Below are 19,733 nucleotides of genomic sequence, written 5' to 3' on the forward strand. Positions count from 1 at the left end.
GACACCGCCGCATCCGGCGACCGACCCCCACCGGGCCGGCATACTGTCCACCGCCCCCGACCCCGAACTGTCACCACCCGCGCTGTGGGTGTGGCAGGCCGGCGCCTGGGCAATCGACCGGCCGTGGCTGGCCGCCGTCGCCGCCGCATGCCTGGTGGCGTGGATCGCCGGCCGCAACCTGCTCGCCTCGTGGCGGCACCGCCGGCACGCCACCGGCGCCCGCCTGGTCACCATCGCCCCGCCGCCGCAGGTGGAACCGCACAGCTCGGCCGCGTTCCTGGCAAACCTCTCCGGCACCCTCACCCCGCCACGGTGGCGACGGCTCATCTACGGCACCCCGCACATCGCGTGGCAGTACACCTGGACAGGCCGGCAGCTGCTGGTCTCGGTCTGGGTACCCGGCAGCGTGCCGACAGGCGCCGTCGAGGCCGCCGTGCGCGGCGCCTGGCCCGGCGCCGCCTGCACCACCACCGAGGCCGCCGACCCGATCCCGGCCTCCGCAACGGCCGCCACCGGCGGGCACCTGTACCCCACAGCAGCCGAGTGGCTACCGTTCCACGCCGACCACGACGCCGACCCGCTACGCGCACTGCTGGCCGCCGGCGCCCAGCTGCGCGACGGCGAGCACGCCTGCGTGCAGATCCTCGCCCGACCGGCACCCCCACGCCGCGCCGCCCGGGCCCGCCGGGCCGCCGGCCGCCTCCGCGCCGGCAAGACCGCCACCCCGACGATCAACCCCGCCGCCCCGCTGCTGTGGCTCGCCGAGGCGCTCCTGCCCGGCCGCACCAGCACCCCCTCGACGGCCCCGCGGCGCGACCCCGCCCTGGAGCGGGACGTGCGGGCCATCCTCGACAAGACCAGCCACGTGCTGTGGGAAACCGGCATCCGCTACACGGTCGCCTCCACCAACCACCGCTCGGGCGCCCGGCCCGACAACCGGCTACGCGCGGTCGCCGACACCGTCGCGTCCAGCTTCGCCGTACACGCCGGCCGTAACCGGCTCGCCCACCGCACCCGCATGCCCCACCCGGTCGCGGTACTGGCCGCCCGCCGACTCGGCCCCGGCTTCCTCACCGCCGCCCCCGAACTCGCCGCGCTCGCCGCACTACCGCAGGACCTGGCCGTACCCGGCCTCGACCGCGCCCGCGCCAAGTCGATGCCGGCCCCGGTCGCGGTGCCGACCGGCGGCCGCGGCGTCACCGTGCTCGGCGACGCCGAAATCGGCGGCCACCCCGTCGCGCTGGCCGTCCCGGACGCCCGCTACCACCTGCACATGGTCGGCTCCACCGGCTCCGGAAAAACCACCCTGCTCGCCAACATGATCATCGACGGGATCCTCGCCGGACGGGGCACCGTGGTGATCGACCCACACGGCGACCTCGTCACCGACATCCTCGACCGGCTGCCCGCCACCGTGGCGCACCGGGTGGTGCTGTTCGATCCCGACCAGCCCAACCCGCCCACCCTCAACCCCCTCGAAGGCCGCGACCACGACCTGATCACCGACAACCTCGTGTCGATCTTCGGCAGCATCTTCGTCAAGGCGTGGGGGCCGCGCATGGACGACGTCATGCGGGTCTCCTGCCTGACCCTGCTCAAGCACGCCAACGTCACCCTGCAACACATCCCACCGCTGTTGACCTCGGCGCAGTTCCGCTCGGAGATCACCGTCGACCTCGACGACCCCGAAGGCCTCGACGGGTTCTGGGTCTGGTACGACGAGATGACCCCAGCCCTGCGATCGCAGGTCATCGGGCCCGTCCTCGCACGTCTGCGCGCCTTCCTGCTCCGGGACTTCGTGAAGCGGGCGATGCGCTACCCGAGGTCGAGCTTCGACATGAGCAAGATCCTCGACGGTGGTGTGCTGCTGGTCCGCATCCCCAAGGGCGTTCTCGGCGAGGACACCAGCCGCCTCCTCGGCTCCCTGATCCTGGCCAAGGTGTGGCAGGCCGCCACCGCCCGCGCCAGCATCCCGGCCGAACAGCGCCGCGACTGCCAGATCGTGCTCGACGAGTGCCAGAACTTCCTCACCCTCGCCAGCAGCCTGGACACGATGCTCGCCGAAGCCCGCAAGTACCGGCTATCCATGGTCCTCGCCCATCAGGATCTGGCTCAGTTCCCCCGGGATCTGCTGGCCGCGGTCAGCGCGAACGCCCGCAACAAGGTGTACTTCAGCGTCAGCCCCGAGGACGCGCGAGTGCTGGCCCGGCACACCACACCCGAACTTGACGAACACGACCTGTCACACCTGGACGCCTACACCGCCGTCGCCCGCCTCGTCGCCGGCGGCCGGCAGACACCCGCGTTCACCATGCGCACCCGGGCACCACGCCCGATCGTGGGCGAGGCCACCGCCATCCGGCACACAGCCGCGCAAGCGGTGCCCGAGCAGGACACCAGCGCCGTCGACGAACTCGTCCAACGGCTGACCAAGCGGGAAAAGAAGGAACGCTCCCGCCGCCGCAAACCCACCCCAACCGGCGGCGAGGAAACCGCCGCCCCCGGCCGGTCACGGTCTGCGACGGGTCACCCGTCGCGTGACCCGTCGCGTCGCCACTCCGGTCCCGGGCCTGACAGACAGTCCTGACCTGCTCTGTCAGTGCCGCACGTGGCCCCTTTCCGCCCTGCCGGGCTCCGTCCCTCGTCCCAGACACCCTCCGATAGGAGGGCACCGTCCTCCGCTGAGGAGTGTTCCTGATGTACCGCCGTGTCCCACCCCCGTCGACCAAACCTGATCCGCTGTCGGTCTACCGCCGGCTCACCCCTCGTGACCGTCTGCTGATGTCCTGGCTGGCCGAGCACTACCTGCTCTCCGCCGCCCAGGTCGGCCGGGCACTGTTCACCGCGCGGCGTACCGCGCAGCAGCGGCTGACGATCCTGCACCGGCTGGGCGTGCTGCACCGGTTCGCCTGGGCCGCCGCCGACGGCACCCCGGAGACCTCCTACCTGTACACCCTCGGCCCGGTCGGGCTGCGCCGGCACCCGACCGCGTTCAGCGACCCCGACAACCTCGGGCTCAAGGCACCCCGGTCCAGCATCGACCGCGCCGAACGCATCGTGCACAGCAGGCGCCTCCACCACCTGCTCGGCGTCAACCAGTTCTTCGTCGACCTGCACGCGCACACCCGCGCCCAGCACGACACCCGGCTGCTGCGCTGGTGGTCCGAACAGCACGCGACCGCCGCCTACAGCGGCACCAAACGCACAACCGAGGGGCAGCGCAGGATCGACGTCTTTCCCGACGGGCACGGCATCTGGCACGCCGACGGCGCCACGATCGGGTTCTTCGTCGAGCACGACCGCGACACCGAGGACCTCGCCCGTGTGGTAGCCAAACTGCGCGGCTACGAACACCTCGCCCGCTACGGCGGACCCCGCTTCCCGGTGCTGCTCTGGGTACCCCACCAACGCCGGGAAACCAGCCTGCTGCGAATCCTGCACGACGTACCCACCCGGATGCCGGTCGCACTCGCCGTGCACAACGACAACCCCGCCGGACCGGTCTGGGCACTGACCTCGGACCCGATCCGCCGACGACACCTGCACGAACTGCCCAGCGACCCCGGACCCGACGGCTACCCCGACCCGTTCGGCACCCCACTCACCGACGACATCGACGAGGGGCTCACCGACGAAGACGAACTCGCCGACACCTGACATTCACCGTCCGCGTCTCACAGCAGCACGACCAGCACACACCACTGACAGACTTCCACACCTGACAAGGGGCGGCACCGCTCGACCTCCCGGGCGAACGCAGGAGCCCGCTCGCCAGCGCGGTCCTCTCCTCGACCCGGCCGGCTTCACGCAACTATGACAGGAGTCGAAGGGCGGTGGTGAGCTGTCGTCGGATCGCGTCGATGGTCGTCGGGGCGGGACTGGGGGTGTCTACGGCGATCGCCGTCTGCTGTAGCAGGGTTTCGGCTGCCCAGATGCGGTGCCAGGCGAGCGCCCAGACTTCGGCGGGCAGTCCGGCTCGGTCGGTGAGTGCGTCGGGGTGGCCGCCCGATTCGACGTAGCGGACGAGTAGCGGGCGCAGCCGGGAGGCGTTTGGCGTGTGCCGTGTGCCGTGCCAGGTGGCGAGGTCGAGTATGCCGGGGCCGGTGAAGGCTTTGGCGAGGTCGAGTAGGTGCCAGCCCTGTGTGGTGATGTGCAGCGAGGTGGGATGCAGCTCGGAGTGGCATAAGGCGAAGGGCTCCAGCTCCGCGCCGGCCGCCCTCCGGGGCCCAACGATCTCCAGCTCCTTGAGGAGGTCGGCGATTCCCTCGCTGCGGACGTGCAGATCGCCGGCCTCGATCTGGTGCAGGTAGTCGAGGCTTCGGGTGGGAGAGGTCGTGAGGGTCGCTCCGTCGTAGGTGGTTAGTCCGTCGACGGGGCCAAGGGCGTGCAGGCGGGCTGCGGCGATCACAGCGTCATCCTCGGTCGCCTCCCGGGTCGCCGACCCAAGGTCCTGCATGATCATGCCGAGATGCTGGTGTCGGTGGGCGGAGGCGTAGACCTGCGGCACGGGTACGCCTCGTGCCGCGAGCAGCCGAAGCACCCGGTCCTCGTCGGTGAACGGGGGGCCGGCGTACTTGAAGATGGCCGTGCGGCCGTCGGTCAGGTGGAGGCGTTCGACTCCGCTGAGACGCCAGACACGGATCGGGTCTCGTCGAGGGGTGCCGAGACGAGCTGTACGGGACAGGGAGTCGAGAAGGGCGGCGATCGTCTGGTCGTTCACGGTGCCGCCGCCCTGAACGCCGTCGCCTGCCGCGCCGACTCGGTGGCGCGGTCCATCAGGGTCAGGATGGTGCGGAGTCCTTCGGACATGCTGGCCGGCACGAGGCCGGCGCCCGCCTCGTGGAAGGCGTGGAAGTGCGGGAGGAGGCGCAACAGCGCGGGGCGGGCGGCGAAGAACGCGTCCTGGCCCGCCGCCGCTTCGCGAGCCCTTCGTAGGAGCGATGTCAACGCCACGATCTTGTCCGCGGTGGAGGCGAGGAGAACCGGCCGGTCACCGGTGTTGATGGGCGGGTCGGGCTCATCGAGGGCGTGATGCTCGACCTGCAACGCCCGAATGATGCGGGGTACCTCGGGGCCGTAGGTGGCGGTAAGCACGCGGTCGAGGTCGACGTCGGGTGGAACGAACTCGGGGGCGTCGTGGAGCAGCACTGCGGCGACCAGGTGCGGGGAGGCGTCGGGCAGGTGCCGCACGAGGGTGGCCGCGACCCGGACGGCGTGCACGTATGCGGGCCGGTCGTCGATGACGTGCCCGAAGCACCAGGTGTTGGCCTCGGCGAGTGCCCGGACGACGAGCGGGTGACGTGGCGTGGTCAGTGCGGTCATCTCGCGACCCGTTTCTCCTAGCATGGGGGCATGGACGGCCCGTTGCCCGATTGGGCTGAGCGAACCTGCGGTGTGTGCCCGGCCCAGGAACTCGGACCGGGCCAGTTCGACGTGGTGGACCAGCGCGGACCCGAGTTCGCCTACGACCGGGAGATCGGGTGGCGTGTCAGCCGTGACGGCGTCGCGGTCTGTGTGCACCCGTACCGGGTCGGGTTGCCCCCGGGCCAGTACGCCTCGGCGGGTAAGCCGGTGCCGGACCTGAGCCCGGCACCGATTCCTCCGTCAGCGGCAGCGTTGGAGCTACCGACCGAACTGGACGACCTGGAAGGGTGGCTGGTCGCCACCCTTCGCACGGTGGAGCCGGAACGGATGTTCACCGCGGTGGCGCGGGCGGAACGCCAGGCTAAGGAGCGGTTCGCACCCGGCGCGGTAGTACAGGCGTTGCGCCGGGTGCTGTCCGTGGAGCTGGCGCAACGCTGACTCAGACGGCGACGGCCTCGGTCTCCGCGTCGAAGTCGATGGCGTGGCCGCGCCCGTTGCGGGCGATGCCGGCGGCGCCGTACTGGCGTTCCAGGATCGCCAGGCGGCGGCCGACCTCCGCCGAATCCAGCCAGTACCGCAGCGGCTGGTCGCCCCATCCGGCGGCGGCGTAGTAGTCGTCGGTCACGCAGCCCCGGGTGTACCCGAAGTCCTCCAACTCGGTCGCGTGCGGGAAGGTGACCCCGAGGTCGGACTGCATGCCGCTCATCAGGGTGAACTGCGCGAGGACGGCATGGATCATCTCGTCGACCGGCGCCGGCACCAGCAGTTCGGCCGCCTCCTCGTCCCCGCCGGTCAGCTCGTACACCGCGGCCTTGAGAGCCAGGACGCGCAGCGCCTCGACCAGCAGCGGTCCGGCGTCCCGCTCCAGGCTCCACTGACTGATCGTCGGGTAACCGGTGAACGTCGCCCAGCAGGACGAGTACCTCATCGAGGAGCTGTTGAGCCTGTCCCAGGCGGAGTGCTCGCGCATCGCGTCCAGGATCTCCGCTGCCCGGGGGCCGACCCTCTCCGGGGCCGGCATGGTCTTCGTTTTCACGGTGGTGTCCTTTCCGATGCTTGTGATTGAGTGGAGGGAGTGCGGCGAGCCTGGCACCCCCGCCAGGTCTTGACTTAGCGTCACTCACACAAGACCCCTTGTGAACGGTCTGGGTGTTGCGGCAACATCGGCTGACGTGGATGGTGAGTGGCCGATCAGACGAGACGCCAGCGAGGCCGTTCAGCTCGTCTTCGGCCTCGTCCTACGACAGCTCCGCACCGAGGCCGGAATGTCGCTGCGAACCCTCGGCCGAGTCGCGCACTACGACTACAGCCGCCTGTCCCGGGCCGAACGCGGCGAGCATCTGGTGGATCCCGCGGTCGTGGCCGAGCTGGACAAGGTCCTCGACACCGGAGGTCTCCTCGCTCGGCTCCGGACGTTGGCCCCGCCCGCCCCCGCTCGCCGGCGCGGCCACGCACGCGCCCCGATGACGACCTTCGTCGGGACCGACGGCGGTAGCGTGGAGTTTCGGACTCCCGATGGAAGGACCGTGCATGTGAACCTATCGCGGCGCGAACTCGCCCAGCTACTCGCCAGCGGAGCGCTGCGCGCAGTCCTGCCTGCTGGAACCGCGGACCTGGACGAAGCCGACCGCGTACGCGGCGCGCTCGCCGAGCCCCGCGTCGTCGACACGCAGGTCCTCGCCTACTTCCGCCGCCTGTTGGACGAGCACTTCGCCGCCGACCGGATGCTCGGCCCCCGTCAACTGCTCGGGCCGGTGCTGGCCCAGCTCGACGTCCTCGACGCTGTTCGCCGGCACGCTCGACCCGGGGTCGCCGGACCCACGATGCGCCTGCTGGCCCAATACGCCGAGTTCGCGGGGTGGCTCTATCAGGACAGCGGAGACCTCCAAGCCGCGATGCATTGGTCCGACCGGGCATCACAGTGGGCGTTGGCCGCTGGGGACGACCAGATGACGGCGTACATGCTCATCCGAAAAAGCAACATCGCCACCCTTGACAATGACCCGGTGGCCGTAGTTGATCTGGCCGCCGCCGCCCAGAAGGTGCGTGGCTCGGTCAGCCCGAAGTTGATCGCGCTCGCCGGCCAGCAAGAGGCACGGGGGTGGGCTCAACTCGGCGACGTTGACCGTTTCCGGCGGAACCTGGCGACAGCCGCAGACCTGCTCCACGATCGGCCACACGACGTCGACCCAGAGGCGCCGGTGTACCTGCACCACTACGACATGAGCACGCTCGAAGAGCAGTCGGCGAGCTGTTACCGCAGCGCTGGCGACACGGACACCGCGATCGCAATCCTCGAACGGAAGCTCACCGACATGCCGCAGCACCTCGCTCGGGATCAAGCGCACCATATGGCGAAGCTCGCCAACGTGGTCATCGAAGCCGCTGAACCAGATCCTGAGCGTGCCGCGGACCTCGGGTTGCGGTGTGTAGCCACGGCCCGCGAGTCGGGCTCTGCGCGGATCGGCAAGGAGCTGCGCGCTTTGGATCGCGAGCTCGGCTCGCGCTGGCCGAATCTCCCCGCGTCCCGCGCGCTCCACGACGCTCTGGCGTCCTAACAACTAAACGAGATGACAGACACGACCATGACCTGCATCGCGCCAAGAGGACCTGGTCGGGCTATACCTCCTGTTCGCCCACTTGGATCTGGCTCAGTTCCCCGGGATCTGCTGGCCGAGGGTGGGTTGTTCGCGACGGAAGCGATTGGCGGCGACGGGGTCGTGCAGGGTGATTCGGGCGCCGCGTTCGAGGAGCAGGTTTGCGATGTCGATGGCCGGTGAGTCGCGTAGGTCGTCGGTGTCCGGTTTGAAGGCAAGACCGAGAATGCCGATCTTTCGGCCTTTGAGTATCTGGAGTTCATCGAGGAGCCGGTCGACGACCCTGGTGCGCTGGCGGTGGTTGACGTCGCGGGCGGCGGTGACGATTGGCATGGCGAGGTGGTACTCGCTGGCGGTCCGCGCGGAACCTGGTGCGGATGGTGCGTTTCCTTCTAACTCGGAAGTAGACCTACTTCCTCCCGATTAGGGCCGCTTCGCGTAGCGGAGCGACAAGGACTAACCCCCGCACTGGCCCTCATGTCCAACCAAGCCGCCGATCGAGGAGACGCACTTGTCGCGCTTCAACTCGCCTCAGCGGCCCAGGAAGCCGCCGCCGCCGCGCCGGCCGGGCCGTGGTGCGGTCCCTGGTCACCGCCCGCAGCAGCCTCGCCCACGCAGCGGCGGGCGACCTCACCGGTTTCTACCGGCTGCACGACACCACCCTCGAACTCCTGGACACCGTTCCGGACGGTCCCTCGCCTGGCTGGGCCTCCTACATCGACCGGGTCGAACTCGACGCCATCACGGGCCGCGGCCTCGTCGTACTCGCGGACCGAATCCCGATCCGGCGCAAGCAGCTACTTCGCGACGCGTCGCAGCTCCTGTACAGCCGAGCCCACACCGGTCCCACCGAACCGCCACAGCGGTCGGCGCTGCGTCACGGTGCCTGGCTGAGCCTGGCGCAGACGGCGGCGGGCGACCTTGACCAAGCAGTCGCAACCGCGCGGATGACACTCGACCGGCTGTCCGTCGTCACGTCCGTACGAAGCGTCGAACTGCTGCACCGGCTGCGCGAGACTCTCACCAACGAAGACAGGCGTTCAAGGGCAGTTCAGGAACTGCTTCGAGATCTGCAAGAGCTACGACCAGGTCGGTAAGCGCCGTCAACCTCCTCACGAATCAGCAGCCTGGGCAGCGACGTCGCCACGGCGCCGAACGGCCGCATTCCAACGGCGCCAGCCTCTCGCAGATGCCGAGTGCGGGCTCGCCTGGTTGCGGGTTGCGGGTTGCGAGGATCGCCTCGTCGCGGGCCCCGTCAGGTTCGCCGTAACAGGCAGCTGGCCGTTGGAAGAGCTTGGTGGGGTTCGGCTTCCCCTACCCTGGGTCCGTGGGCCGGTGTTGGGGCATGTAGTACGGTCGGCGCTCGCCGGCGGACCCGGGTGTCGGCGTACGAGTGTGCGTCCCCAGGTAGGTACGGATGAACGTGGCCAGGTCAGGCGACGTTGGCTTGGCCGTCGATGGCGGTGAGGCGGTTCTTGAGCCGGTAGCTGGGTCCGTTGATGGCGACGACGTCGCAGTGGTGCAGGAGACGGTCGAGGATGGCGGTGGCGAGGACTTCGTCGCCGAAGACCTGGCCCCATTCGCCGAAGCTCTTGTTCGAGGTGAGCAGGGTGGAGCCCTTCTCGTAGCGCTTCGAGATCACTTGGAAGACGAGGTTGGCCTGGGCGCGTTCCAGGGGCTGGTAGCCGACTTCATCGATCACGAGAATGTTCGGGCGTAGGTAGGTGTGCAGCTTGCGGGCCAGCCGCCCGATGGCGTCGGCGGCGGTGAGGTGGCGGACCATGTCGTCGAGGCTGGTGAAGTAGACAGTGAACCCGGCTCGGCAGGCGGCGACGGCCAGGGCCACGGCGATGTGGGTCTTCCCGACTCCGGGCGGGCCGAGGAGAGCGACGTTGGCTTTGGCCTGCACAAACGCGAGGGTGGCCAGGTCCCGGATCTTGCGCGGGTCCAACTCGGGTTGGAACGCGAAGTCGTATTCGTCGAGGGTCTTGTGGTGCGGCAGCTTCGACAGCCGAAGTGCTGAGCGGAAGCGGCGCTCGTCGCGGACGGCCAGTTCTTCTTCGAGGACCAGGTCGAGGAAGTCCAGGTAGCCCATGGCCTCGGTGTCGGCGCGGGCGGTGAGGTCCGCGAGGGTCCGGGCCAGGTGCGGCAGGCCGAGCCTGGTGGCGGTGGCCCGGATGCGGTCGGCGACGAGGTCACTCACGAGCTGGTGCCCTTCGGGTAGGTGCGTGTGCTGGTGAAAGGGCTGGTTCCGGCGATCTCGTCATAGACCGACAGGGGACGGCGGTCGACGGTGACCTGGGCTGCTGCGGCCCGGTTCAGCAGCGCTTGAAGCGGACTGCCTTCGCCGGATGCGGAGCGACGGCGGGCTGGTGGGGTGTCGCCGGTGGTGGCCGCCCGGGTGTGTCCGTCGGGCAGGCCGTCCCAGTGGGCGGGGTCGACGATGCGGGCGCCGCGTCCGACTGCTCGGGGGTGGGTGGCCAGCAGGGTCTCGCCGTGCTGGTCCGGCAGGGTGGCGTGGACGGCGATAGTCGCGGCGGTCGCACGGACCTCGACCAGTTGCCGGTGACGGACCCGCCGGGCCGGGACCGAGTAGAGGTTCGCGTCGTAGGCGACCAGACAATCCTTGCCGACATGTCGCAGATGCCTCGCGGCGACCACATACGGCCGAGCCGGCAGCGGACGCAAGGCGGCATGGTCGCGGGCGGCGCGAACGCCGATGACCTCACCGTGGGTGCGGTGGGTACGGGCCCGCCGCATCGGCACCCACGCCTGGAACGCGGCATCCAGGTCCGCCAGCGAGGAGAAGCCCCGACCAGCCAGGACGTGGTCCCGCACGATCGTGACCTGCCGCTCGACCCGCCCCTTCCCAGTCGGGCGGTAGGCGGCGAGGACGTCGATGTCGAAGTCGTAGTGCCCGGCGAACGCGACCGCCTCCGGATGCAGCGGCACCGCCTGCCCGGGGGCGACATGCCGGCGCACGACCGTCTTCGTCCGGTCGTAAACGATCGACTTGGGCACCCCACCGAAGTGAGCGAACGCCCGCCGGTGGCACTCCCAGAACGCCGACAGGTCCTGACTGGTGGTGAAACAGCAAAACGGATCTCGCGAATACGACAGCACCATGTGGAACGAGTAGACCTTGGCGACCCCGACGTGGGCCAGGATGCCGCCTTCGTCGCCCCAGTCAACCTGCGCCTGCGCACCGGGCACCACCTCGAACCGGCGGTGCAGCCCAGCGAGTTCGTCCGGGCCGATGCCCATCTCCGCTGCGATCCGCGGCCGCGCTTCCTGCAGATAGAGCTTCACCCGCTGGTAGTTGCCGGCGAACCCGTACTGCTCGACCAGCCGCTCATGAATCACCGTGCCCTTGAGCAACAACTCCGCCCGCAGCCACGCGTCGATCACGTGCGCGAACGGGCTCAACACCGACGCCCGGGCATCCCGACGCGGTGACCGCTGCGGCGGCGCCGGCGCGGCCTCACCCGCCAGGTACTTCCGCACCGTCTTGCGATCCAGACCGGTCTCCCGAGCGATCTGCGACAGACTCAGCCCCGCCTCACGCAGCGCACGGTACCGGCGCAGCTCCAGCCACCGCTCCGACCGCAGAACCATCGCCGCCCTCCACCCAGCTCATACCGGGCGAAGTCTTACTCATCGGACACCCAACCGGCCCGCCGCCACGCCGCGACCTGGCCACGTTCATCCGTACCTACCTGGGGACACCAACCCGTACGCCGACACCGGGTCCAGCCGCAAACGCCCGGGTCCGCCGGGGTCCTACGTCTGCGACACCTCGCCGGTGGAGGTAGCAGGCCCCGTGGCGGGCAGTTGCCGGTGCAGGCCTGTCGGGTAGAGGTCAGCGCCTAGCGCGACCTCAAGGCGGGCGACGGTTTTGAGGTCACTCCCGTGGTCGCCATTGAGGATGAACCCGATGGTGGGGTGGGTGATGCCTGCGAGTTCGGCGAGGGCACGGTTGCTGATTGGTCGCTCGCGCATCGCGGCGGCGAGCCGGCGGGCGAACTGTTGCGCGTAGTGGGCCTCGACGGGTGCGTCGGGTCGCAGGGTCGCCTCCGGCCAGGTACCTGACTGGACGTAGCTGTTGGGCGCCTTGTCGCCTCTGCCGCGCGGCACCCGTCGCCCTCCGTCGAGTCGTCATCCCGTCGGAATCAGGATGTTGACCAGGGAGCGAGCGGCGAACTCGACACACGTGGTAAATTTATTTACCATCGTGGTGGTTGTTCCTCACAACCAGCTGTGGGTTCTCACGAAAGTTGATCCGTTCTCACTGGATCTGATCCGTATCTGATCCGTTCTCACGGAACTTGATCCGCCCGGCTGCGTGCGGCCGTCCGGGTCGTCGCTAGCCTTTGGGCGGATCTGGATCAGGGGAGGCGGTCGGGTTTGGGCGGTCTGGTGGCTCTGCGGGGTTCGGCGCCTGCCTCGTTGTCCGGGTTTGTGGTCGGGTACGTCGGCCCGGACGGGCGGGAGCAGCGGGAGGACCTGGGCGCGGTGGCCGGGGTGGCGTTCGAGTTGGTGCCGCCGGTTCGGTCGTTCCCCGCGTATCGGGGGCAGCGCAACAACACGGGCCTGTGGTGGGCGGCGACGATCGGCGGGCATGTGGGCTTCGAGTCGTGGTTGGAGCGGGATCATCTGACGCTCCTGGACTTCGACCCCTCGGTGGTGGCGATGGCGTCGCAGCCATTCTGGCTGTCGTGGGACCACGCGGGCCGGCGGCGCTCGCACGCGCCGGACTTCTTCGTACGGCTGGTCGACGGCACCGGTGTGGTGATCGATGTCCGCCCGGCCGCGCGGGTACGCCCGCGTGACGCGGCGGCGTTCGAGACGACCGGCCGGGCCTGCGCCGAGGCTGGTTGGGAGTATCGGCTGGTGCACGAGCCGGATCCGGTGGTGATGGCGAACGTCCGATGGCTGGCCGGGTATCGGTATCCGCGCTGCCTGCGCCCGGCGGTCGCCGCTGCCGCTCCGGCGGTGTTCGCGGAGCCGACGCCGTTGATGGACGGCGCGGCACGGTTGGGTGACCCGCTGGCCAGTCTGCCGACGGTGTTCCACCTGCTGTGGTGCGGCCGGCTGAGTACCGATCTTGCGGTGCCGCTGTCGGAGCTGTCGATTGTGTCGGCGGCGGCCCGGTGAGCGGCGCCGGGCGGGCGGTGCTGGGGGTCGGCGACCGGTTGCAGTTTGACGGTCGATCGTGGACGGTCGGCGGCTTGCAGGGTGTGCGGGTACGCCTGGTCGATGAGGTCGGCGATGCCCAGGTGTTGCTGTTGGCACATGTGCTGGCGTCGCCGGGCTTCGAGCTGTTGGAAGCCGGTCCGGCGCCGGCCCGGCTGGATCCGGTCGGGCTGGTCGACGCGCTGCCGGCGACGGTGCTGGAGCGTGCCCGACAGTGGGAGCGGCACGTCGTGGAGGTGCAGACCGGGTTGCCGCCGGACGCGCCGGCAGGTGTCCGGCCGCGCGAGCCCTACGACCCGGCCCGGTACACGTTGGCGGAGCGGGAGGCGGCCAAGGCGGCCGAGCTGACCGCGGCGGGGCAGCCGACCAGCGCGGTCACGGTCAAGCGGATGCGGCTGCGCTACCGGTCCGAAGGCCTGTGGGGCCTGGTCGACCACCGGGCCACCCGCCCGGCGTCCTCCTACGGTCGGGTCGACGACCGGGTGGTCGCGGCGGTTGAGGCTGTGATGGCGGCCGAGACCGGGGAGTCGACCGGCACCCGGTCACGGCTGCGGCGCCGGGTGGAACATTTGCTGGCCGTCGAGCACGGGTCAGGTGTGGTGCCGATGCCGTCGACGGCGACGTTCTACCGCCTGGTCGCCGTGATGGATGCCGGCCGGCATACCTTCGGCGAGGCGACCACCCGCCGCAGCCTGGCGAATCGGCCAGCGCGGCCGTTCACCCGCGCCGTCGCGGTCCGCCCAGGCGAGTTGGTGCAGATCGACACGTCCCCGCTGGACGTGATGGCGCTGCTGGACGACGGGGTGACCGGCCGGGTGGAGTTGACCGTCGTGCTGGACGTCGCGACTCGCTCGATCTGCGCGGCGGTGCTGCGCCCGAAGGGCACCAAGGCCGTCGACGCGGCGCTGCTGCTGGCCAAGATGTTGGTCCCGGAGCCGATGCGGCCCGGCTGGGCGGACGCGCTGGCGATGGCCCGCTCGCGCATCCCCCACCGGCGGCTGCTGGACCTGGACGCGCGGCTGGAGCACGCCGCCGCCCGGCCGGTCATCGTCCCGGAGACCATCGTCACCGATCGAGGTGCGGTGTTCGTCTCCGAGACGTTCGTGCGGGCCTGCGCCCGGCTCGGGATCTCCGTCGAGCCGGCCCGGCCGGGCACCCCGACCGACAAGGGCCACGTCGAGCGCACGTTCGGCTCGATCCGCACCCTGTTCTGCCAGCACGTGGCCGGCTACGTCGGGCCGAACGTCACTCGGCGGGGCACGGCGGCGGCCACCGAGGCGGTGTGGTCACTGCCCCAGCTTCAGGAGTTACTCGACGAGTGGATCGTCGCTGGGTGGCAGCCCCGCCCGCACGAGGGACTACGTGACCCGGATGCCGGTGGCCGGGTGCTGTCGCCCAACGAGATGTTCGCCGCCGCGATCGCGGCGGCCGGGTACGTCACCCTGCCGCTGACCGGCACCGACTACCTGGAGCTGCTGCCGGTCGCGTGGCGCACCATCGGCGATCACGGCATCCAGATCGACTACCGACACTACGACAGTCCTGATCTGGGCCGTTACCGGCACGAGTCCTCTGGCGTGGTCGGCAAGGGCAAGCTGTGGGAGGTCCACTACGACCCCTACGACCTGTCGCACGTATTCGTCCGGGATCACCAGGGCGGCGGCTGGATCACGGCCGCCTGGACCCACCTGCCGATGGTCGGGCAGCCGTTCGCCGACTTCACCTGGCGGGCCGCCCGGCAGATCGTCGCCGGCCGCGGTGGCGACGACACCGACGAGACCGCCGTTGCCCGCGCCCTGGACGACCTCCTCACCCGGGCCGGCGCCGGCCCCGGCGGCGACGCCCGCCATCAGCGGGTGGCCGCCCGGACCCGCGCCGCGTCCCGGCCGATCCCGTCCACCCCGCTGGCCGACCCGGAAGAACCTGCCGACGTCGAAGAGGAGGACCGGGACGTGCCGCTGGCGAAGGTGATCCCGTTCGGGGTGTTCGAGCCCGGCGACGAACGGCGCTACCGGTGACCCGCACCCCGGCGGCAGACCTGGTCGATCCGCCGGCCCACGAACCGCCCACCACGAAGGAAGGCTGGGCGGCGTTCATCGAGCAGCAGCCTTCCCGGATGGAGGTGCTGGCGGCTGCCCGGCTGGCCGCACTCACCCCGGCCGAGCGGGACGCCTACGACGATGCCCGTATCGCCCACCACGCCCGGCTCATCATCGTGGCCACCCCGACCGTTGACCAGATCGTCAACACCGGCCGGCGACTCGTGTTGCTCAACCGCGGCACCGACACCGCACGGCGGGGCTTGGTCGTCACCGGCGACTCCGGCACCGGCAAGAGCACCGCTATCAAGCAGCTCGGCAAGCACCACGAACTGCTGGCCCGGCGTCGGCGCACCGCGCCCGGCCCGTTCCTGCCGGTCGTCTACGTCACCGTCCCGCCAGCTGCCACTCCGAAGGTCCTCGCCGCCGAGTTCGCCCGGTTCCTCGGCCTGCCCCTGCCCCGCAACCTCAACCAGGTCAACATCACCAACGCCGTCTGCGACGTGCTCTCCCAGCTCGGCACCGACCTCGTGCTCGTCGACGAGATACACAACCTCAACCTGGCCACCCGGGTCGGCGCGGAAGCCTCCGACCAGCTCAAATACCTGGCCGAGCGGCTCCCGGCCACGTTCGTCTACGCCGGCATCGACGTCGAACACGCCGGTCTATTCTCTGGCGTCCGTGGCCGGCAGATCGCCGGCCGTTTCGCCTCGATCGCCACCACGGCGTTCGCCTACGGCACCCGCACCCAGCGCGAGCAGTGGGCCGCGCTGGTCAGCGCCCTCGAACACGCGCTACGCCTGCACCAGCACCGCACCGGTTCGCTGCTACGTCTCGCCGGCTACCTGCACGAACGAACCAGCGGCATGATCGGCAGCTTGTCCCACCTGATCCGCGACGCCGCAATCGAGGCCATCTTCGACGGCACCGAACGCATCACCAAGGCCGCCCTGGACCGGGTCGTCCTCGACCACGCCGCCGAACATCCCCGGCCGGGTGCCACCGCTTCAGCGGCCCGGCCACGCCGGACGCCCGCACACACGGCCGGCAGCGGAGCCGCCTGACCGTGCTCGACCCGCGCGACCCCTACTGGCAACGCCGCCTGCGCCCGTTGCCGATCCGAGTCCGGCCGATGCCGCGCGAACTCATGATCTCCTACCTGCGACGGCTCGCCAACGCCAACCGCGTCGACCGCCCTCTGCTGATCCGCCACATCGCCACCGACCACGCCGGTCACATCGGCCCGTTCCACACGCACGACCTCGCGCTCAACCGGCCGGCGCTCGCGCGGCTGGCCATCCTCAGCGGCTATCCCGAAACCGTCCTGCTGGCCGCCATCTCCACCCGCACTCTCAAAAGACCGGGGCCGGAGCCGCTGCGCGACTGGATACCGCTGGGCGGCACCGATCCCACCCTGCTACGCCCCTGCTCCCACTGCACGGCCCGCCGCGGAATCCGCGTCCCGTCCATCATCCAGCTCGAACCGGGCCAGCCACCCGTCTGCATCCAGCACCGCCGCACGTTGGTGCCCTACCACTACCGGTCCGACCGTGGCAACGAACAGCCCCTCGGGGCGACACCCGAGATCGTCACCGCTGCGCACCGCTACAAGATCCTTCGCCGCCGCCACCGAGACACCATCGGCGAGGCGTTCGCCGCAGCCGCCGGCATCACTCGCTTCTGGGGACGAGGCCGGGCCGGATTTTACAGGGACAAGCCAGAGCAGATCAGTGCCCGCTGGAGCGCCCGAGCCGAGCACCTCCCGGACGTTCCCGACACTGTCATCCGATACCCGGAAATCGTCGCGCTCACCGGCCTGTTCACCTCGATCCCCGAACTGCTGCTCACCCCAAGCGGGGACCGCGACGCCCCCTCAGCCATGCAGTTCCTCCTCGCCGCCGCGCGCTGCCTCGAACACCCGGCGCCCGAGCAATTGCTCCGCCCCGCCCACCCGCTGTCTCGCTGGGCCGGCACAACGGACATGCCCGCCTGGTTCTGGCGCAACATCAACGAACCAGACCGAACGATCTACCGAACCCTGGCCCAAGGCTCAACCCGGTCACCCAACCAGGGCGCCCGCTAAGTAACCACGGCACCACCAGTCACAAACGATGTTCATCTTGCTGGTTGACGGCGACGTCACGCCCTCCCGCCATGGGTGCGTGATTCCGTTCGCCCCAGGCGAGTTGGGCAAATTTGGAAACTCTTCGTATATCTACAGTCGTGGATGCGACTTTTGGGTTCCGTCTGCCGGTTCCCCATTGGAAGCATCGGGCCGAACTGATGCCACAGTAAGGAGGCCCACAAGTGCAGAGAGTGATCCGACGCGTTGGGCACCAGGGAAGCGCGATCTTACTTATCGTCGCCACCCTCCTGGCCGCCGCAGCCTCACCAGCCGCAGCTCGGCCCAGCGGAGTGTCGGCAGCTTCCTCGCTGTCGCCCGATCTCTTCCGGACGGACGAGCGCGGAGCCCTTGCGAGACTCGCCATGGCCAAGGCAAGCCAGCCACAGGCACTCGCCCCCATCGTCTACGCCGACATCGCCTGCCACATCCTTCCGACGAGGTACGTTCAGGACAAGGGGTGGGGCGTGGACGCCCAACCCAACAGGCAGTTGCACATCTACCGCGACCTGTTCATCAACGGCCAGTGGTGGAAGACCACCGAGAACTGGCCCTACGCGTCGTCGAGCGGATCATGGAGCACTCCGACCGGGGACCATGCAAGTCTGCTCAGCGGTACCTTCATGTTGTGGGTGACCGCCTACTACAACTCGGATGATGCCTACATCGGTCGCGCGACCGACACCTGCACCGCCTAACCGCCGGCAGCGGCCACCGCCGTGGAGGCATGGGTAGCCCTGGAGTGGTGATGATCGACGAGAACCCCGCCAACGACCCGACCCGTGAGTGGATCACGGGCAGGCCCGACGTCGCGTTCGACGCTCGCGCCTTGCTCCGCAAGGTCGACAGCAACGGCCAGGGCCTCGTGCGCTATCTCGCCGAGCGGGCCGGCCAGCCGGTTGCCACCCACACGATCGCCACTGATCTAGCCGTCTCGACGCAGTCGATCGAGGATTGCCTCGCCTGGATCAACAAGCTCGCCGAAGCCTTGGGCTACGTACCGCTCGTAATCTGGTCGGATGTCGGGCTACTCATCACCACTGACGCAGCTGTTGTCGCACGTCAGGGGCTGATCGACGCCCAGCGTTGACGGATCCAGGGGCGGTGGGCTCAGTCGAGTCCACCGCCCCTGGTCTGTCGGTTCCGCCTCGCGGTAAGCCTGCGCCGGATCGCACCAAACGCCCATAACGCCGCCAGCAGCAGTGCAGCGGGTATCAACAGGCCAAAGGCGGATCTCAGCAGCGTGGGGAAGTCCATCGTCACCCCCGCTCTCGAAGCCCTCGTGGACGCTACGTTTCAGGCTACCCGTCGATGCGGTTATGGCGTCATACCTCGCAGCACTGGCAGGCGTTGCCGACCGCCTGTCCGCCCACAAACCAACCGGCGGCTACGTAGCAAAGAGATCAGTTTCGGTGAGAAGAAGACACCGTAGCGCTTCTCACCAAATCTGATCCGCTGCTGGTCAGCGCGCTGCCCCGGATCACCTTCGCTGAGAACCTACACCAGCGTGTCCTGTCCAGGTGAAGATGGCGGAGTCCAGGTCAACATGGCGGATGATCTGGCGGCGTCCAGGTTTAGTTGGCGTGTCATGGGCGTCGATGGGTCGCCGATCGGCCGAGAATGCTCGGTGTGACGACGCTACCGGCCGTGCGGGATGTGGCTTCTGGCTGGTCGCTCGATGAGTTCGTGGTGGGGTACGTCACCGAGGACGGTACGCGGCGTCGGGTGTCGCTGGCGGAGGCGTGGGCGGTGCGGTTCGAGGCGGTTGCGCCGGCTCGGCGGTTTACCGCGCGGAAGGGTCAGCGGCATCTGTCGGGTCTGTGGTGGTCGTCCACGGTCGCTGGTCACGTGGGGTATGAGTCGTGGCTGGAGCGCGATCATGTGATGTGGCTGGACTTCGATCCGGCTGTGGTGGGGATTGCCGCGCAGCCGTTTTGGTTGTCGTGGACGGCGCCGGGCGGCAAGGGTGTAGCGCACGTGCCGGACTTGTTCGCCCGTCGGGCGGATGGCTCGGCGGTGGTAGTTGACTGCCGGCCGGTTGAGCGTCGGCCGGCCCGGGATCGGGTGAAGTTCGAGGCGACGCGGTGGGCGTGCGAGCTGTTGGGTTGGGAGTACCGGCTGGTCGGCGCTTCGGAGCCGATCGCGACGGCGAATCTGCGGTGGCTGGCCGGGTATCGGCACCCGCGCCATCGCCTCCCGGGGATAGCGGCAGCGTTGCGGGTCGCGCTGGCGGAGCCCGCCGCGTTGATGGCTGGCGCGGAGGCGGTCGGTGATCCGGTCGCGGTACTGCCGGTGCTGTTTCACCTGCTGTGGCGCCACGACCTCGTTGTGGACCTGTCGGTGCCGCTGCACGCGGGCACCACCGTTACCAGCGTGGTAACGCCGTGATCGGCGGGCATGCGCGGGCGGTACTGCGTC

At 69.6% G+C, this 19,733-nt stretch carries 18 protein-coding genes and 1 pseudogene; 12 read left to right on the forward strand and 7 right to left on the reverse strand.

The window, feature by feature from the left end:
• Positions 1-40: 40 nt before the first annotated feature.
• Together ACN27G_RS28920 and ACN27G_RS28925 are read left to right on the forward strand one after the other, a co-directional pair.
• Positions 41-2,587 (forward strand): type IV secretory system conjugative DNA transfer family protein, encoded by a 2,547-nt coding sequence (locus ACN27G_RS28920; RefSeq protein ID WP_421497494.1) that lies wholly within the window; start codon positions 41-43, stop codon positions 2,585-2,587.
• Between the two features lie 110 nt (positions 2,588-2,697).
• Positions 2,698-3,657 (forward strand): replication-relaxation family protein, encoded by a 960-nt coding sequence (locus ACN27G_RS28925; RefSeq protein ID WP_421495876.1) that lies wholly within the window; start codon positions 2,698-2,700, stop codon positions 3,655-3,657.
• A 154-nt stretch (positions 3,658-3,811) separates the two neighbouring features.
• Here the strand turns inward: ACN27G_RS28925 and ACN27G_RS28930 are convergent, their stop codons facing one another.
• Together ACN27G_RS28930 and ACN27G_RS28935 are read right to left on the reverse strand one after the other, a co-directional pair.
• On the reverse strand, positions 3,812-4,720 hold the full coding sequence (locus ACN27G_RS28930) for an aminoglycoside phosphotransferase (protein WP_421495877.1): 909 nt from the start codon (positions 4,718-4,720) through the stop codon (positions 3,812-3,814).
• Complete coding sequence (locus ACN27G_RS28935; RefSeq protein WP_421495878.1) at positions 4,717-5,322, reverse strand: metal-dependent phosphohydrolase; 606 nt, start codon at positions 5,320-5,322, stop codon at positions 4,717-4,719. Before ACN27G_RS28935 ends, ACN27G_RS28930 begins: the two co-directional genes overlap by 4 nt.
• A gap of 30 nt (positions 5,323-5,352) precedes the next feature.
• Here ACN27G_RS28935 and ACN27G_RS28940 point away from each other — a divergent pair, with 30 nt between their 5' ends.
• Positions 5,353-5,802: a hypothetical protein gene (locus ACN27G_RS28940; protein WP_421495879.1), complete on the forward strand. Its 450-nt coding sequence runs from the start codon at positions 5,353-5,355 to the stop codon at positions 5,800-5,802.
• A gap of 1 nt (position 5,803) precedes the next feature.
• Here ACN27G_RS28940 and ACN27G_RS28945 read toward each other — a convergent pair whose 3' ends face one another.
• The gene (locus ACN27G_RS28945) at positions 5,804-6,385 is read right to left on the reverse strand and encodes a hypothetical protein (RefSeq protein ID WP_421497495.1); all 582 of its coding nucleotides are present in this window, start codon (positions 6,383-6,385) and stop codon (positions 5,804-5,806) included.
• Positions 6,386-6,536: 151 nt separating this feature from the next.
• On the opposite strand from ACN27G_RS28945, the gene ACN27G_RS28950 reads away from it, so the two are divergent.
• Positions 6,537-7,922: a helix-turn-helix domain-containing protein gene (locus tag ACN27G_RS28950; RefSeq protein ID WP_421495880.1), complete on the forward strand. Its 1,386-nt coding sequence runs from the start codon at positions 6,537-6,539 to the stop codon at positions 7,920-7,922.
• A gap of 105 nt (positions 7,923-8,027) precedes the next feature.
• Here the strand turns inward: ACN27G_RS28950 and ACN27G_RS28955 are convergent.
• Positions 8,028-8,318: pseudogene (locus tag ACN27G_RS28955) on the reverse strand (UDP binding domain-containing protein); the annotation flags it as partial.
• Between the two features lie 215 nt (positions 8,319-8,533).
• Between ACN27G_RS28955 and ACN27G_RS28960 the strand changes: the two are divergent.
• Positions 8,534-9,058: a hypothetical protein gene (locus ACN27G_RS28960; protein ID WP_421495881.1), complete on the forward strand. Its 525-nt coding sequence runs from the start codon at positions 8,534-8,536 to the stop codon at positions 9,056-9,058.
• A 335-nt stretch (positions 9,059-9,393) separates the two neighbouring features.
• On the opposite strand, the gene istB is transcribed toward ACN27G_RS28960, so the two are convergent.
• The 3 genes from istB to ACN27G_RS28975 form a co-directional block, all read right to left on the reverse strand.
• A complete protein-coding gene (gene istB, locus ACN27G_RS28965; RefSeq protein WP_421495882.1) occupies positions 9,394-10,164 on the reverse strand; it encodes an IS21-like element helper ATPase IstB in 771 nt (256 codons plus the stop codon).
• Positions 10,161-11,576, reverse strand: a complete 1,416-nt coding sequence (gene istA, locus ACN27G_RS28970; protein ID WP_421495883.1) for an IS21 family transposase — start codon at positions 11,574-11,576, stop codon at positions 10,161-10,163. The genes istB and istA overlap by 4 nt, the downstream gene beginning before the upstream one ends.
• Before the next feature lie 165 nt (positions 11,577-11,741).
• Positions 11,742-12,095: a helix-turn-helix domain-containing protein gene (locus tag ACN27G_RS28975; protein ID WP_421495884.1), complete on the reverse strand. Its 354-nt coding sequence runs from the start codon at positions 12,093-12,095 to the stop codon at positions 11,742-11,744.
• A 312-nt stretch (positions 12,096-12,407) separates the two neighbouring features.
• Between ACN27G_RS28975 and ACN27G_RS28980 the strand changes: the two genes are divergently transcribed.
• The 7 genes from ACN27G_RS28980 (at position 12,408) to ACN27G_RS29010 (ending at position 19,703) form a co-directional block, all read left to right on the forward strand.
• Positions 12,408-13,115 (forward strand): TnsA-like heteromeric transposase endonuclease subunit, encoded by a 708-nt coding sequence (locus tag ACN27G_RS28980; RefSeq protein WP_421490713.1) that lies wholly within the window; start codon positions 12,408-12,410, stop codon positions 13,113-13,115.
• Positions 13,112-15,172: a Mu transposase C-terminal domain-containing protein gene (locus tag ACN27G_RS28985; RefSeq protein WP_421490714.1), complete on the forward strand. Its 2,061-nt coding sequence runs from the start codon at positions 13,112-13,114 to the stop codon at positions 15,170-15,172. Before ACN27G_RS28980 ends, ACN27G_RS28985 begins: the two co-directional genes overlap by 4 nt.
• Complete coding sequence (locus ACN27G_RS28990; protein ID WP_421490715.1) at positions 15,169-16,257, forward strand: ATP-binding protein; 1,089 nt, start codon at positions 15,169-15,171, stop codon at positions 16,255-16,257. The genes ACN27G_RS28985 and ACN27G_RS28990 overlap by 4 nt, the downstream gene beginning before the upstream one ends.
• Positions 16,258-16,259: 2 nt before the next feature.
• Positions 16,260-17,276: a TniQ family protein gene (locus ACN27G_RS28995; protein WP_421490716.1), complete on the forward strand. Its 1,017-nt coding sequence runs from the start codon at positions 16,260-16,262 to the stop codon at positions 17,274-17,276.
• 404 nt (positions 17,277-17,680) lie between these two features.
• Positions 17,681-18,013: a hypothetical protein gene (locus tag ACN27G_RS29000; RefSeq protein ID WP_130463598.1), complete on the forward strand. Its 333-nt coding sequence runs from the start codon at positions 17,681-17,683 to the stop codon at positions 18,011-18,013.
• Positions 18,014-18,063: 50 nt separating this feature from the next.
• Positions 18,064-18,405, forward strand: a complete 342-nt coding sequence (locus ACN27G_RS29005) for a hypothetical protein (protein ID WP_421490717.1) — start codon at positions 18,064-18,066, stop codon at positions 18,403-18,405.
• A 539-nt stretch (positions 18,406-18,944) separates the two neighbouring features.
• Entirely contained in the window at positions 18,945-19,703 is a 759-nt protein-coding gene (locus ACN27G_RS29010) for a TnsA-like heteromeric transposase endonuclease subunit (protein WP_421495885.1), read from the forward strand.
• The last annotated feature ends 30 nt before the right edge of the window (positions 19,704-19,733 follow it).

This window comes from Plantactinospora sp. WMMB334, assembly GCF_049179095.1.
In the GTDB taxonomy this organism is placed as follows: Bacteria; Actinomycetota; Actinomycetes; order Mycobacteriales; family Micromonosporaceae; genus Plantactinospora.

Coding starts and splice junctions, on each gene's coding strand:
- ACN27G_RS28935 (WP_421495878.1), bottom strand. CDS start 5,322: ATGACCGCACTGACCACGCCACGTCACCCGCTCGTCGTCCGGGCACTC.
- ACN27G_RS29000 (WP_130463598.1), top strand. CDS start 17,681: ATGGCCAAGGCAAGCCAGCCACAGGCACTCGCCCCCATCGTCTACGCC.
- istA (WP_421495883.1), bottom strand. CDS start 11,576: ATGGTTCTGCGGTCGGAGCGGTGGCTGGAGCTGCGCCGGTACCGTGCG.
- ACN27G_RS28940 (WP_421495879.1), top strand. CDS start 5,353: ATGGACGGCCCGTTGCCCGATTGGGCTGAGCGAACCTGCGGTGTGTGC.
- ACN27G_RS29005 (WP_421490717.1), top strand. CDS start 18,064: ATGATCGACGAGAACCCCGCCAACGACCCGACCCGTGAGTGGATCACG.
- ACN27G_RS28945 (WP_421497495.1), bottom strand. CDS start 6,385: ATGCCGGCCCCGGAGAGGGTCGGCCCCCGGGCAGCGGAGATCCTGGAC.
- ACN27G_RS28925 (WP_421495876.1), top strand. CDS start 2,698: ATGTACCGCCGTGTCCCACCCCCGTCGACCAAACCTGATCCGCTGTCG.